The organism is Streptomyces sp. NPDC006655 (assembly GCF_040703965.1).
Lineage (GTDB): Bacteria > Actinomycetota > Actinomycetes > Streptomycetales > Streptomycetaceae > Streptomyces.
Genome location: NZ_JBEYJU010000149.1, coordinates 1 through 13,549 on the forward strand (window position 1 = coordinate 1; position 13,549 = coordinate 13,549).

At 69.5% G+C, this 13,549-nt stretch carries 11 protein-coding genes and 1 pseudogene; 6 read left to right on the forward strand and 6 right to left on the reverse strand.

Annotation, left to right across the window (positions count from 1 at the left end; all coding sequences use genetic code 11):
* The first annotated feature begins 104 nt into the window (after nucleotides 1-104).
* Both AB0958_RS41745 and AB0958_RS41750 read left to right on the forward strand, forming a co-directional pair.
* Nucleotides 105-956, forward strand: coding sequence for a MarR family transcriptional regulator (locus AB0958_RS41745; RefSeq protein ID WP_366895717.1), 852 nt, complete (start codon nucleotides 105-107; stop codon nucleotides 954-956).
* Nucleotides 957-1,230: 274 nt separating this feature from the next.
* Nucleotides 1,231-3,186, forward strand: a complete 1,956-nt coding sequence (locus AB0958_RS41750) for a potassium transporter Kup (RefSeq protein ID WP_366895718.1) — start codon at nucleotides 1,231-1,233, stop codon at nucleotides 3,184-3,186.
* Nucleotides 3,187-3,319: 133 nt separating this feature from the next.
* Here AB0958_RS41750 and AB0958_RS41755 read toward each other — a convergent pair whose 3' ends face one another.
* The 4 genes from AB0958_RS41755 to AB0958_RS41770 form a co-directional block, all read right to left on the reverse strand.
* The gene (locus tag AB0958_RS41755; RefSeq protein WP_366895719.1) at nucleotides 3,320-5,986 is read right to left on the reverse strand and encodes a hypothetical protein; all 2,667 of its coding nucleotides are present in this window, start codon (nucleotides 5,984-5,986) and stop codon (nucleotides 3,320-3,322) included.
* A 207-nt stretch (nucleotides 5,987-6,193) separates the two neighbouring features.
* A complete protein-coding gene (locus tag AB0958_RS41760) occupies nucleotides 6,194-6,676 on the reverse strand; it encodes a TetR/AcrR family transcriptional regulator (RefSeq protein ID WP_366895720.1) in 483 nt (160 codons plus the stop codon).
* Nucleotides 6,673-6,810, reverse strand: coding sequence for a hypothetical protein (locus tag AB0958_RS41765; protein WP_366895721.1), 138 nt, complete (start codon nucleotides 6,808-6,810; stop codon nucleotides 6,673-6,675). The genes AB0958_RS41760 and AB0958_RS41765 overlap by 4 nt, the downstream gene beginning before the upstream one ends.
* A gap of 430 nt (nucleotides 6,811-7,240) precedes the next feature.
* The gene (locus tag AB0958_RS41770; protein WP_366895722.1) at nucleotides 7,241-9,235 is read right to left on the reverse strand and encodes a lamin tail domain-containing protein; all 1,995 of its coding nucleotides are present in this window, start codon (nucleotides 9,233-9,235) and stop codon (nucleotides 7,241-7,243) included.
* 311 nt (nucleotides 9,236-9,546) lie between these two features.
* Between AB0958_RS41770 and AB0958_RS41775 the strand changes: the two genes are divergently transcribed.
* Nucleotides 9,547-10,041: a hypothetical protein gene (locus AB0958_RS41775; RefSeq protein WP_366895723.1), complete on the forward strand. Its 495-nt coding sequence runs from the start codon at nucleotides 9,547-9,549 to the stop codon at nucleotides 10,039-10,041.
* Nucleotides 10,042-10,322: 281 nt separating this feature from the next.
* On the forward strand, nucleotides 10,323-10,559 hold the full coding sequence (locus tag AB0958_RS41780) for a hypothetical protein (protein WP_366895724.1): 237 nt from the start codon (nucleotides 10,323-10,325) through the stop codon (nucleotides 10,557-10,559).
* Between the two features lie 28 nt (nucleotides 10,560-10,587).
* Here AB0958_RS41780 and AB0958_RS41785 read toward each other — a convergent pair.
* Nucleotides 10,588-11,001, reverse strand: a pseudogene (locus AB0958_RS41785) (transposase family protein); the annotation flags it as partial.
* Nucleotides 11,002-11,496: 495 nt separating this feature from the next.
* On the opposite strand from AB0958_RS41785, the gene AB0958_RS41790 reads away from it, so the two are divergent.
* Both AB0958_RS41790 and AB0958_RS41795 read left to right on the forward strand, forming a co-directional pair.
* Entirely contained in the window at nucleotides 11,497-12,387 is an 891-nt protein-coding gene (locus AB0958_RS41790) for an SDR family NAD(P)-dependent oxidoreductase (RefSeq protein WP_366895725.1), read from the forward strand.
* A gap of 77 nt (nucleotides 12,388-12,464) precedes the next feature.
* Complete coding sequence (locus AB0958_RS41795) at nucleotides 12,465-13,043, forward strand: TetR/AcrR family transcriptional regulator (protein WP_366895726.1); 579 nt, start codon at nucleotides 12,465-12,467, stop codon at nucleotides 13,041-13,043.
* Here the strand turns inward: AB0958_RS41795 and AB0958_RS41800 are convergent.
* Entirely contained in the window at nucleotides 12,992-13,441 is a 450-nt protein-coding gene (locus AB0958_RS41800; RefSeq protein WP_366895727.1) for a hypothetical protein, read from the reverse strand. The genes AB0958_RS41795 and AB0958_RS41800 overlap by 52 nt on opposite strands.
* Between the last annotated feature and the right edge of the window lie 108 nt (nucleotides 13,442-13,549).

Below are 13,549 nucleotides of genomic sequence, written 5' to 3' on the forward strand. Positions count from 1 at the left end.
TCCGCCACATGACCCGCCACCCCGCACGCCGAGCGTACGCACCGAACGCCGCTCCTTCTTCCACGGAGATCCATCAGAAGGGCCCTAGGCACAGGGAGACCCCGATGGGCAAGACGCGCCTGCATCCGATGACCCATATCGCCCGTCGCATGTTCGAGCTCCTGGAGCCGATCTGCCTGGTCACGTTCCTCGCCGACGAGTGCAACGAGGAACTGGCCGCACTCGGCCACCGCACCTACTGGGACGGCTACTTCGCCAGTCGCGCCGCACCACTGGGACGGGTGCCGGCCCACGTCGTGCACGCGGCCTTCTACAACTTCGCCGACGGGGAAGCCGCACGGCACATTCCCAGCGCCTGGGAGACGATCCCGCCCGAGGCCTCCGTCGCCGCGCGGGAGCGGGGGAGCGCGGCCTCCCTACGGCGTATCCTCGGCGACGATCTGGCCGAGTCCCCGGGCCTGGTACGCGCCGCGGACCTGACCACCAAGGCCGCGACGAGCGCCCCCACCGAAGGCCGGGTGATGTACGCCGGCATGCGCACCCTTGACGTGCCCACCGACCCCGTCGCCCGACTGTGGCACTCCGCGACCATGCTGCGCGAGCACCGCGGCGACGGGCACATCGCCGCTCTCGTCGGCGCCCGCATCGGCGGCACGGAGGCCCACGTGCTCTCCGCTCTGGAACAGGGCATCCACCCCCCGGAGTCGTTCGGACGCATCCATCACCTGCCGAAGGAGCGCCTGGCCGCGGTCCTGGACGGCATGCGCGAGCGCGGACTCATCGACATCGAAGGCCGCTTCACCGACGCGGGTCGCGTGACCAAACAACGCATCGAAACCCTTACCGACGAACTCGCCACCCCGCCCTACGACGCCCTTTCCCCGGCCGAACTCGAAGAGCTGGTCACCGCCCTCGAACCCATCACCGCGACCCTGGTGGCCACAGGCTCGCAGTGACACGTAGAAACGAGAGTGTCCAGGAGACGGCGGACCCGATGATCGAGGAGACGCCTGGATGAGCGAGCCCATCACCCAGCCGGGGGCCGCGAAGGTGGGCTGTTCCAGCAGCTGACCATGCGGGTGCTCGAGTCTTCCGAGTCGCCGGCACGAGGTACCGACCGGCGCTGCCCCTCCGCGGGGCACCCTCCACCGGCGACCGGGCCGGTGCATCGGTAATGTCCGCACTGATGCACGGGCCCGCGCACGGCGGCCCGCGAGGAGGAGGACCACCATGGCCGACAGTCGGCAGGGGGCCGCGCCGGCCGGGTCTGCGGAGGCCCACGGCCACCCGGCACGCGACTCAGTGCGCCTCGCGGTGGTGATCGGCGCTCTCGGAGTGGTCTTCGGCGACATCGGGACCAGTCCGATCTACACCCTGGGGACCGTGTTCAACCCCGGCGACCCGCACCCCGTCCCGGTCTCCACGCAGAACGTGTACGGCGTGGTGTCACTGGTGTTCTGGTCGGTCATGATCATCGTGACGGTCACCTACGTGCTGCTGGCGATGCGCGCCGACAACGACGGCGAGGGCGGCATCATGGCCCTGATCACCCTGCTGCGCCGCTGGTCCTCACAGCGAGGCAGGCGGACCGCCGCGATCCTGGCCGCGCTGGGCATCTTCGGCGCGTCGCTGTTCTTCGGCGACAGCATGATCACCCCGGCGATCTCGGTCCTGTCCGCGGTCGAGGGACTCAAGGTCGTCGAGCCGTCCCTGGACAGCGCGGTCGTGCCCGTCACCGCGGTGATCATCGTGATCCTGTTCCTGGTGCAGCGCCGGGGCACCGCGGCGGTGGGCCGGGTGTTCGGGCCGGTCATGATCGCCTGGTTCACGGCGATCGGCGCGTGCGGCGTGAAGGGCATCGCCGAGCACCCGGGCATCCTCAGGGCGCTGTCACCGACGTACGCCCTGGGCTTTCTCTTCGGCCATTTCGGTACCGCCTTCTTCGCCCTGGCGGCGGTCGTGCTCGCGGTCACCGGCGCCGAGGCGCTCTACGCCGACATGGGGCACTTCGGCCGCCGGGCGATCACCCGCGGCTGGCTGTTCCTCGTCTTCCCGGCGTGCGTCCTGAGCTACCTCGGCCAGGGCGCGCTCATCCTCGGCGACCCGAAGAACATCAGCAGCCCCTTCTTCCTGCTCGTACCGGACTGGGGCCGCTGGCCGATGATCCTGCTCGCGACGGCGGCCACGGTGATCGCCTCCCAGGCGGTGATCACCGGCGCCTACTCGGTGACCTCCCAGGCCGCCCAGCTCGGCTACCTCCCGAGGCTGCGGATCGCGCACACCTCCGAGTCCACCATCGGCCAGATCTACGTCCCCTGGATCAACTGGCTGCTGATGGTCTCGGTCCTCACCCTGGTCTTCGCCTTCCGCAGCTCCGCGGCGCTGGCCTTCGCGTTCGGCATGGCGGTCACCGGCACCATCACCATCACCACCCTGCTGTTCTTCTACGTCGCGCGCGCGAAGTGGGGTACGCCCAAGTGGCTCCTCGGGATCGGCGCCGGCGTGCTGCTCCTCGTGGACCTCCTGTTCGTGGCCGCCAACCTGACCAAGCTCGTCCACGGTGCGTGGCTGCCGTTGCTGATCGGGCTGACGGCGTTCACCGTGATGACGACGTGGCAGCGCGGCCGCAGCATCGTCACGGCGGAACGCGCCCGGCACGAGGGGCCGCTCCCCGCTTTCATCAACGACCTGCGGTCCGGGGCGGAGCCGACGCGTACGGTTCCTGGCACGGCCGTCTTCCTCAACCGGGGCAAGGAGACCGCGCCGCTCGCCCTGCGGGCCAACGTCGAGCACAACCACGTACGGCACGAGCAGGTCGTGATCCTTTCCATCGAGACCGAGCCGGTGCCGCGGGTCCCGGCCGACCGGCGTCTCCTCGTCGACAGCCTCGGTTTCGCCGACGACGGGATCGTGCACGTCACCGCTCGGTACGGCTACATGGAGACGCCGGACGTACCCGCGACCCTGGCGATGCTCGAACCGGCCGACACCGAGGGGCCGTTGGACCTCGACCGGGCGTCCTACTTCCTGTCGAAGATCGAGCTGCGCCGGGGCAAGGCCCGGACGATGGCCCCGTGGCGCAAGCGTCTGTTCATCGCCACGTCCTACATCACGGCCGACGCGGCCGAGTACTTCGGCCTTCCCGGTGACCGCACGGTCATCATGGGCTCCCACATCGAGGTGTGATCCCGACCGGCGGTGGCCGTCCTGGTCGGCGACGGGCACGTGCGGGGCCGATGAGGTTGCCCGGGGCGCGCGTCTTCAGGCTGGTCTCCCGGCCTGAGCGCAGGCGTGCGCCCACCGGCATGGCGGAGCGGTGTCAGTCGGACGGTGCTCCCGAGTCCTCGCGGGGACAGGGGAAGGTGTCCGGTGCCGTGCCCCAGGTCGCGCGGTTCTGCCGGTCGGGCAGGATGCCGCAGCTGAGCAGCGTGGCCGTGGCACCGCTCGGCTGGGCGATCTCGCGGATGTAGACGGCTTTGTCGGGCGGGTACTTGTTCTTGGCGTCCAGGCGCAGGACGCCCGAGGCACCGGGGTACTGGGAGACGCCGTGGGCGGTGAGCCACAGGTAGATGTCGTTGGGCTGGACGTCCGGGGTGGCCGGCAGCAGGTTCTCGATGACCTTGGAGACGATGCCGACGGTGTCGAAGCCGCCGGCCGCGTCGGCGTCGGCGCTCAGGTGCCCGAAGACGGCTGCGAAGTCCTGGGTGAACTGGGCGTAGGGGTCCCGGGGGTCGGAGGTGGGGGCGTTCGGCGTCTCGTAGAACAGCGTCATGTACGGGTAGGCGCGTGCCGTTCGGGCGGGACGGAGCTGGAAGTCGATGGGGGCGCTCTCGGCGATCAGGGGGATGGTCGTACCCTCGGCGGGCTGACACTGACCGCCGGCGCTCTGCATGGCGTTGAGGAGGCTGGGCAGCACGCCCGATCGTGCGAGGTACACGACGATGCCGTGGGTGGCGGAGACCTTGTTGCACACGTCGGTGGCGATGCTGTCGGGTGTGGTGGCTCCGGGTTTCTCGCTGTAGGTGACCTCGTCGATGCCGCCGTAGGGCTGGTAGGCGTGGAGGAAGACGTTTCTGAGGTCGGTGCTGAAGGAGGCGTCGGTGGGGTCGTAGACGACGACGGCGTGGGGGCGGCTGCTGGTGAGGTGGCGGATCTCGGGGGAGTGGTGGATGAAGTCGGCGAAGACGGGGCCCAGGCGGGTGTCGGGGGCCGAGATCTGGAAGTAGCGCTGTGGCGAGTCGGGTCCGACCATGGTGCTGCCGGACACGCCGTTGGCGAGGACCGGGATGCCGGCCCGGTCGAGTTCCTGGACCGCCCTGAGCGATTCGCGACGGCTCTGTGTGATGCCGATGACCGCGGCGATGTGGTCCTCGCGCTGCCGGTCGATGATCATCTGGGCGACGTCCGGGCCCTTCGGCGTCGCGTCGTCGTGCGCGCCGTACTGGAAGTACTGGCCGGTGTTGGCGATGAGCAGGCGGACGGGCATCTTGTTCTGGCGGACGCCGGCGTTCAGCCGGTGCTGCTGGGCGATCGCGCCGCGCAGGATCTGCAGGCCGAGCGGCGGGTCGTCGTAGACACCCCTCTGCAGGCTCAGGGGCGCGAGGAAGACCAGGGTGCGGTAGCGCCCGTCGGGGATCCGGGCGTTCTCCTCGGCGACCTGGTGCTCCAGATCCCGCAGTTCTTTCCCGGGATCCCCGGGCACGGCGAGATCGCACTGCTCGCCGTCGGTGATACCCACGCGTTCTCCCGTGGGCACGGTGACGCACGAGGGCGGTTCGGGGCGCTCGGCGCCTGGCCAGAGGGAGACGGGAAGCAGGTAGAAAGCGGCGGCTGCCAGGGCCAGGGCCGGAAGTACCGAGGGGCGCGCCCAGTCGAGGGGGTGGTCCTTGCGGACCGTGATCCCGCCGCCCTTCTCGACCTTGTTTCTCGCCGTGCCCTCCGTGTCGTCCTCGGCGGGCAGGGTGACGAGGCGAACGGGTTCGGGGCCGTCCTCGCTGAGGACGGCGAACACTTTGTCGGCGATGCCGTTCGGCCTGTCGAGGTCGGCGCTGAGGGGGACGGCGTAGTCCGGCGGCGGGCCCGCACAGCCGGCCAGGACGAGCAGCGGCCGGGAGGGATGGTCGCCGGCCAGTTCCGCGAACGTGCCGAGCAGTGTCCGGCCGGGTCCGTCCGCCGCGTCGATCTGCGGGACGAGGACCACGAAGGACCAGTGCCGCCGGGCCCACAAGTGGCTCAGCCGTGACCTGCGCCGGGTGGCCTTGCGCAGGTCGGTGAGGAGCGCGCGCAGCAGGATCCGCCGTACGAGCGGGTCCTCGCGGTCCAGTTCACCCTCCTGGCAGAAGGAGAGGGCGGCGTCCAGGAAGTTGGCGGTACGGCATTCGTCCGCCGCCCACTTCAGGCCCCGGTGCCGCAGGAACCAGCGGTACATCAGCTTGGGAACCCCGACGGCTGCCGCGGCGACGATGCCCTGCAGCCAGCCGGTCAGAAGATGCTGCCCCAGGAAGTCCGCCACGTGCGCGCCGGCGCGCAGGGTCCGTCGCCGCTTCAGGAGTTCGGAGTACAGGGTGTCGACGATCGGCTGTTGCTGGGACTGGAGGTCTCCTGTGCCGCGCTCCGACTCCAGTACGGCCCGGCAGGTGTGGAAGGCCCGCAGCCGCAGGCGTCCTGACGGCATGGTGAGCTGGAACCTCAGCGCCACTCGGTCGATCGCCGGGAGGAAACCGCCGCTCAGCTCCGCGTCGTCGACGACCGCGTGCGGCACCCGGCCGTGCGCGTTGTCGTGCCCTCGAGCGAGACGGTGCTCATACTCCCGGATGACGTAGGCGGGCCACCGGGGATCGCCGCCGTCCTGCCTGTTGAGCACCAGGGCGGGCACCCTCTCGGCCCCGGACCTCCTCACCGCGAAGGTGTCGAGCTGGCGTATCAGGCGGTCGGACCATCTGGGGTAGGCCGGTGTCGAGTCCGTCGGAGTGGGAGAGTGGGGCACGCGTGCCTCCCGGGAGGAAGTCGGGAGGTCAACATGCCATGAGCGCGTGGCCGCCCACGCTTCGTGTTCGGCAGTGGCTCCAACTGCCCGGTTCGGATCATCTCGGTGCCGGGAGAGTACCGGCGCCGTGCTGCGGGAGCGCCCTCTTTGACCTGTTGCCTCACCCGCCCCGTGCCTGAGGGCGAGCGGCGCCGGCTCCCCCCCCGGTCACAGGGGTGCGGGCAGCCTCGCGTCGAGGAGTTGCTCCGCCAGCTGGATCATGTGGTCGCCCGGCGTCTGGGTCGCCGTTGCGACCGCGAGGACCTGGGCCCCGTCCAGGATCACCAGGAGCTTGCCGGCGGTGTCGTCGGGGTCTGCGTCGCCTGCTTCGCGGAGCTGTTCACTCAGCCCGGTCTGCACCTGTGTTTTGTGGGCGACGGCCGCGGCGTGGGCGGGATGGTCCTCGTCTGGGAACTCGCTGGTGACGTTCAGTGTCGCGCAGCCGCGGTAGCCGGGCGTGGCCATGTCCTGCCGGGTGAGATCGAACAGGGCTTCGATGCGGGCGCGGGGGCCGGGCGCCGCTGCCGTCGCTTCGCGGAGGCACTGCCACCAGTGCTCGTTACGCGTGACGAGGTAGGCGGTGACCAACTCGTCCTTGTTGGCGAACTGGCGGTACAGCGTCGCGTTGGCGACCCCTGCCGTACCGATCACCAGCGCCAGGCCTTGAACTCGTTGATCAGGGGCTCGAAGGTGTTCCTCTCTTTGGTGAGGCCGGTGTCGTGACTGACGTGCCGGCCGCGGGCTTCGCTGGTACCACAGAGCACTCCGGTCGCTGGCGGATGCACGACCTCGTCCACCTCTACGCCGGCGAGCGGGCCGCCAGGACCTCTCCCCGCACCTCCGCGACGCGGCCCTGAACCGGCTGCTCGACTTCCACCCGCACACCACTCATCAGGCCGAGCACCTGATCAACCACGACACCCAGCCGATGCGGCTCGCCCCTCCGCCACCAGGCGTCCAGCCCCTCACGTTCGACACCGAGAGCGCCGCACAGGCCCGCACCCACCGCACCCTGGCCTGGGCACGGGGACGGGCACGGCAGGGCGAGTACCGTCCGGTCCGCCACCACGCCACCCGCGCCCTCCACATGGTCCAGACACTCGGCAACCGCGTCCGCGAGGCGAGGCCCGCATCCTCAACCGTCAGTGCGCACGGGCTGTGTCTCATCGGCCCTCAGCCGGAACCGGGCCGTTCACACGTCGTCTTCGGTTCGGATCAGCAGGGGAAGGTGCCGCTGTACAGCGCGTGGCCGTACGAGGAGGTGCCCGAACCGAAACCGTAGATGCCGTCGTCGCTCCAGACGGCCTCGCGGAAGCCGCCCGCGCAGGTGGAGGTCGGGGCGATGGCGAAGCCCTCCAGGTTGTCGGTCGGCATCGCGGCCGGATTCGTGTAGGTCATGTCCGGCACGATCGCGCCCGAAGCGTTGACCTTCAGAAAGGTGTGCGTCTCGCCGCAGGTGTTGTCGCAGGTGGCGACGATCCGCTGGGTTCCGGCGTCGTACATCACGTCCATCACGCCGACCTTGCCGGTGGAGACGGTGCCGAACGTGGTGAAGGTGCCGTCGGAGTTGAGGCCGTAGACGTGCAGGGTGCCGTCCCACTCCAGGCCGGCGAAGAACAGACCGGCGCCGTGCAGGGGGTAGTTCGCCGGGTTGTAGGCAGCGCCGGTCAGCGGGTCGACCCAGCCGTTGGCGGTCAGCCAGCTGTCGGGGACGTAGCCGACGCCCTCGAAGCCGAGGTTCGCGTCGTCCTTGCTGCCGGTGTTGAGCTGCGGGAACTGCGAGGTCATGTCCCACTGGTGGACCGGCGTGAGGGTCGAGCCGGTTGCGGCCGGATCGAACTCCATGATCGTGTCCTTGGGAACGGTGTTGTTGGCGTTGTCCCGCTCGGAGGTCACGTAGATGTGGCCGTCGCCGCCCACTGTCGCGCCCTCGGAGTCCGGTTGCCCGGAGCCGCCCGCGAAGCGGATCTGCTTGCCGCTCGCGCTCCACGTCGCGTCCGGGACCCACTTCCCGTTGCTCTTGACCAGCTTGTACAGCCAGTTCTTGTTCTTCGCGGCCCACAGCACCGACGGGTTCGCCGGGTCGAACGCCAGACCGCTCACGTCACGGCCCTCCGGACCGGTCGACGTGGTGAACGCGCAGACGTTGTCGGCGATCGTCACGTCCAGCCCACCCGGCCAGGCCAGGGTGCCGGACGGGGTCGAACCCGTACCAGTGGGCGCCTCCGGCGTGCAGCCACTGGTCAGCGCACCACCACCGCCCAGCAGATGACCGGTCTGGCCACCACCGCCGGTGCCACCACCGCCAGTACCAGTACCAGTACCGGAACAAGAGTTCGCTGCGCCGAGAGTCGCGCTCGTGGCGGTCTGGAACCAGCCGGTGCCGTTGGCGCACCGCTCGTCCGACGGCTTGGCGTCGTCGGCCGCCCAGGTCACCGAGTCGACGGTGTTCCCGCCGGCGTCGAGGAGGAACACCGAGTCGTTGTCGCCCAGGCCGAGGCTGGAGTTGAAGGTGACGTACCCGCCGGCGGGGATGCTGGTCGCGCTCGGCGAGGAGGACGAGATCGGGACCGGAGTGTGGGTGGTGTCGTTGTCGACGTACTTCCACGACCCGACGCTGACCGCGCTCGTTCCGCCGTTGTACAACTCCACGGTGTCCGAGCCGTTGGAGGTGACCTCGTTGATCCGCACCCGGCTCGCCGCCGGGACCGATGCCGGGCAGCCCGGGGCGTTGGCGGCGCCGAACGTGGTGGCGCCGGTCGTGCTCACCCACGCCCCGACGCCGTCGCCGCCGCAACGCGCCATCGCCGGCTTCGCCGCGTTGGTGGCCCACTCGACCCGGTCGACCACCGTGCCGTCGGCCGTGTAGATCACCAGCTTGTCGGAGTCGCCCAGCCCCTTGGGCGAGTCGAAGGTGACGAAGCCGCCGGCGGCGATCGTGGTGGACGACGGGCTGAACGACTGCGGCGAGAAGCCGTCGTCGGACATCTTCCAGCCGCTGATGCTCACCGCCGTCGACCCGGTGTTGTACAGCTCCACCGTGTCGTTGTTGGACGAGGTGACCTCGTTGATCCGAACGTTCTGGTAGCCGGCCGGGTCCGCCGCCGCCGCGGGCTGCGCGGCGACCAGCCCGGTGACTACCAGACCCGAAAACGTCAAAGCCGCGGCGCACAGGGAGGCGACGCCGGAACGCGAGTGTGAAGTAGGCACGGGGCCGCACTCTGACGCCGCGGTCTTGAAACGGCGTGTACACCGGATGAATGCCGTCTACTGCCCGCCGAACGTACCGCACCACACGCGACAGGCAGTCCCACGAACAGCCCCCGTCGACGCCACCACAACGGGCCACCCCCCAGCCGCGCCTGACTGCCCAACTCCGGACGGTCCGCCCTCGCCCCGGCTGGCTGCTCTGCCACTGCCGGTCCCGGAAGGAGGCCGGATGCGACTTCCGGAATGCGTTGACGTCCCCAATTCGCGCTTGGTTCATAGGTAGTTCGTGGGACACGTCGACTCTGTCGATCATGACTTCTCGTAAAGCCTCGAAGAGGCTGGCTCTGCCCATGGGAATCGCCGCCTTCATGCTGAGCGTCGCCGGTGCTTTGACCCCTGCATCCGCGGCGGGAGCCGACTGGGTCTTCTTCAGCGGTGCCGACAATCTGAAGTGTCTCCACGGGTCGACCGCGAGCAACAGGGTCTGGGTGGACGACTGCGGCTCTGGCGCCGGCCCCCTCTGGCACTGGGGCACGGAGTCGAACCAGTGGGACGGGCACACCATGAAACGACTGGTGAGCAACGCCAACGGTGGCTGCCTCACGACCGACTCCGGAGCCGCGTCGAACGACGTCTACGCGGCGCCGTGCGGGAACGGCCGCAGCGGACAGTTCTGGACGGCCGACGGCAAGTACCTGCAGAACCAGAACCACTCGTACCTCAGTTTCTCCGGCACTGGTACCGCCGTCTACACCGTCACCACGCTCGACGACGCCACGTGCAAGTGGTTCGACTACGTGGTCTGACACGGACCTACGGCGGCCCCGGCACCTCGTCGCAAGGTGCCGGGCCATATTCGGCGTCCTGCTACTGGACCGGGTGGGCCACCCCGGAGCAAGGGGCGGTCGTGTTCGACGAGCGCCGTCAGAGGCTAGTGAGGCGCGCTTGCCCATCCGTCGCCGATGTCCCCGCCGACCAAGAACGAACGTCACTCTCTGCAGCTCAGAACGCTGCGACTTGGAGGGGGCGCCACAGTCGAACACACGGTTGCCCGATATCAACTCCCGTCTCCGCCTGCACTCGCCGGATGGACAACATGCGGTGTACCCACTGCGGTCAGGTCGGACTTGAGCAGGGCTTTGTCAGTGACACTGGCAAAGGGGCCCGCGGGTACGCGCGATGGTTCGGAAGCCTTCTTGAGCGGGGCATGTTGGGCATAGCCAAGACGCGGGGCTTGCCGCAATGGCAGATCGATGCCTTTCGCTGCCCGAACTGCGGGCACCTCGAACTGTTCGCCGCCCAGCGATTGGAACTTCGTGGATAACGCCTCGTGACGTTTTCATGATCTTCGTTCAAGCTGTGCGGCCGTGCTCAAGCAGAAGAAGGACGAGGGCGGCTCCGACGATACGGTTGATGGCTGCGGGGTCGAGGCTGACCCTGCGCAGGGCCTTGAAAGTCACCTTCATCAGGGCATCGGTACGTTCGGCGGCCGCCCGGGCGCGCCGGTTCGCGGCGCTGAACGCCTGCCCAGGCATGTCGAGTTCACTGCCCCTTGACTTCTTGATCGGGTGGCGGAAGCCGGGCCCGATGTTCCCCTGGCCAAGGTCGGAGAGGGCGGGGACGCCCAGGGTGGCGGCGATCCGGTTCAGGGTGTCGACCAGACCGTGGCCCCGCGCGCAGGTGGTGTCGTGCTCGCGGCCGGGCGGACGAAGAGACCCAGAGAGGTCTGCGCCGTTGGGGCCGGCCGCGGCCACGCGAGGTGTCCGCGCGGCAGGTTCGCCAGGCGCTCGGCGGTCGCCCTGCGGACATCGAGTGCGGCGGTGTAGGTGATGCCGGACGCCACGTGGAGCCTCGTGTATGCCTGTGCGAAACCCTTCCACGCCAGTGCCGACGGCACAAGGTCCCTGATTCCGGACACTCGATCTCGTCCGCCAGTAAGCTGGTCTTGCTCCTGACCACGTCCGTCTCTGCCGTGAGCAGCGATGGCTCCAAGCGTGTCACGTCCCTCCCGGACTCGGCCAGGAGATCCGAGTGGGCCTTCGCTTGCCCCCTCATCTCCGCGGCACCCGGGCCGGCCTCGACGGTCGCACACTTCCCCAGGGCAAACGCCGCGCAATTTCCCAGGCGTCCGCCTGTCTCCCGTCGGCGGGCGGACCGCCGCTGCGTCGAAGTCTCAACCGGATAGTTCATCCGAATGTGTGCTACCGTCCGGCCCTAAGTGGATGATCTATCCGATTGACTGCCCCGGGGTGGAGAAGCGCATGAAGAAGACAGCAGTGGTCACGGCCGGAACAGGGGGCATCGGCCTGGAAACGGCGCTGGGGCTGGCCGTCGCCGGGTTCGCGGTCACAGTGATCGGGCGCGACGCCGGACGGGGAGCCAAGGCCGTCGAGCGGATCAACGCGACGGGCCCGGTGCACCCGGCCCGCTTCCAGTCCGCGGACCTCGCCTCGCTCGACCAGGTGCGTGCCCTCGCCTCTGGGATCGCGGCCGACCACGCCGCCTCAGGAGAACCGCTGACGGTGCTGGTCAACAACGTCGGGGCGATGTTCACCGAGCGCCAGACCCGGAACGGCGTCGAGGCGTCGTTCGTCGTCAACCACCTCTCGCCCTACCTGCTGACCGAACTGCTGCTGCCCACACTGACGGCCGGCGCGCCGAGCAGGATCGTGAACGTGACGTCGGGCGCGGTCGCCGTGGCCAAGCGCGTGTTCGACGCCGTCGAGCCGCCGGGCGGCTACTACGGCTTCCACTGGTACGGTCGCGCCAAGCTCGCGAACCTGGCCTACACCTTGGACCTGGCAGCCCGGCTGGACGGCACGGGCGTCTCGGTCTTCGCCGCCGATCCCGGAGGGGCCGCGACCGACATGACCAACGGCACCATGGCCGACCCGAAGATCGTCTCGCCCGCCCTGCGACTGCTGTGGCCCCTGGTGCGCCGCACATTCGAACGCTCGACCTCGGGTCCGGCATCCGCGGCAGCCAGGCCCTCCCTCATGGCCGCCACCGACGACACGCTCACCGGCCGAACCGGCATCGTCATCGGCGCCCAGGCACACCCGGTCGCCCCGCACCGCGCGGCGGCCGACCCCCGCGTCGCCGAAGCCGTACGCCGACTCAGCGAACGGCACGCACCGCTCGCCCTCACCTGAGCGTCATACGCGTGGCGGGGGCGCCACCGGGCGGGCGACGGAACTATCCGGATGAATCATCCGATTAGTATGGCCTCATGACGACGCCTCTACGCAAGGACGCGGCCCGCAACTGGCAGCGGATCGTCTCCGTCGCCCGCGACCTGGTCGATGAGGGCACACCACTGCAGCTCAACGACGTCGCACGCCGGGCAGGACTCGGGGTCGGCACCGTCTACCGGCACTTCGCCACGCCTGAGGCGCTGCTGGAGACCGTCGCCGCCCCGTGCCTGGAGGCCCTGGCCGCCCACGGCCAGCAGGCGCTGACCGATGGCGACCCCTGGCGCAGCCTGACGGGCTTCCTCTTCCACACCGTCGAGGCGCAGGTCACCGACGCCGCCCTGCCCCCCGTCGCCGCCGCCGCCACGAACGCGGTGCCGCGCACCACGGAACTCAAGAAGTCACTCGCGTCGACGGGCGCAACCCTCCTCGCCCGGGCCCGCGATGCCGGAGTGGTCCGCCCCGACCTCGCCGCCGCCGACCTCGTCCCACTCATGTGCGGCATCGCCCACGCCGTGAGCGTCCACGGGGGCACCCCCGCCGACCGAATCGACACCGCACGCCGCTACCTCGCCGCCCTCCTCGAAGGCATGCGCACGACACCACCGAGCACGTAGGCCCCCCGCGGCGCCTTCTGGACCGCGCTGGGGCCATCCGGTGGCGATTTGGTGCCCGCCCTCGGCGCCTGCCGGACGGCCTGGTTCGCCGTGGTCAGCAAAGCGAGGGCGAGCAGCCACGCTGTGCAGAGCCAGACCAGCGGCTTTGCGCCCAGCGCACCGATCAGCGCACCGCCTGCCAGCGCGCCGATCGACAGAGCTCCCGTGGTGAGCGTCGAGTTGGCGCTTGTCACGCGGCCTCGCAACCCATCGGGGGTGAGACTCAGCTGATGGGTCGTCATCGCCACCGCGTACACAGGAGCCACCAGAGACTCGCCGGCCGCGACCACGGCCAGCAGCAGTGGGTCGGGAGCCAGTGCGTACAACGGGAACATCACCGCCTCCAGCCACAACATCACCACGGCGATTCGACCTAGGGTGCGTTTCAAATGTGCTGGTCATAGCCATTCGTTGATGGCTGCGACCAGCACGGTCGCCTCGTAGCGGACCGCCAACTTGTCGTACCT

What these genes read in the sequence shown, in the direction of transcription:
- AB0958_RS41795 (WP_366895726.1), top strand. Translation starts at nt 12,465, where the DNA reads ATGACGACGCCTCTACGCAAGGACGCGGCCCGCAACTGGCAGCGGATC.
- AB0958_RS41780 (WP_366895724.1), top strand. Translation starts at nt 10,323, where the DNA reads ATGGACAACATGCGGTGTACCCACTGCGGTCAGGTCGGACTTGAGCAG.
- AB0958_RS41775 (WP_366895723.1), top strand. Translation starts at nt 9,547, where the DNA reads ATGACTTCTCGTAAAGCCTCGAAGAGGCTGGCTCTGCCCATGGGAATC.
- AB0958_RS41750 (WP_366895718.1), top strand. Translation starts at nt 1,231, where the DNA reads ATGGCCGACAGTCGGCAGGGGGCCGCGCCGGCCGGGTCTGCGGAGGCC.
- AB0958_RS41745 (WP_366895717.1), top strand. Translation starts at nt 105, where the DNA reads ATGGGCAAGACGCGCCTGCATCCGATGACCCATATCGCCCGTCGCATG.
- AB0958_RS41790 (WP_366895725.1), top strand. Translation starts at nt 11,497, where the DNA reads ATGAAGAAGACAGCAGTGGTCACGGCCGGAACAGGGGGCATCGGCCTG.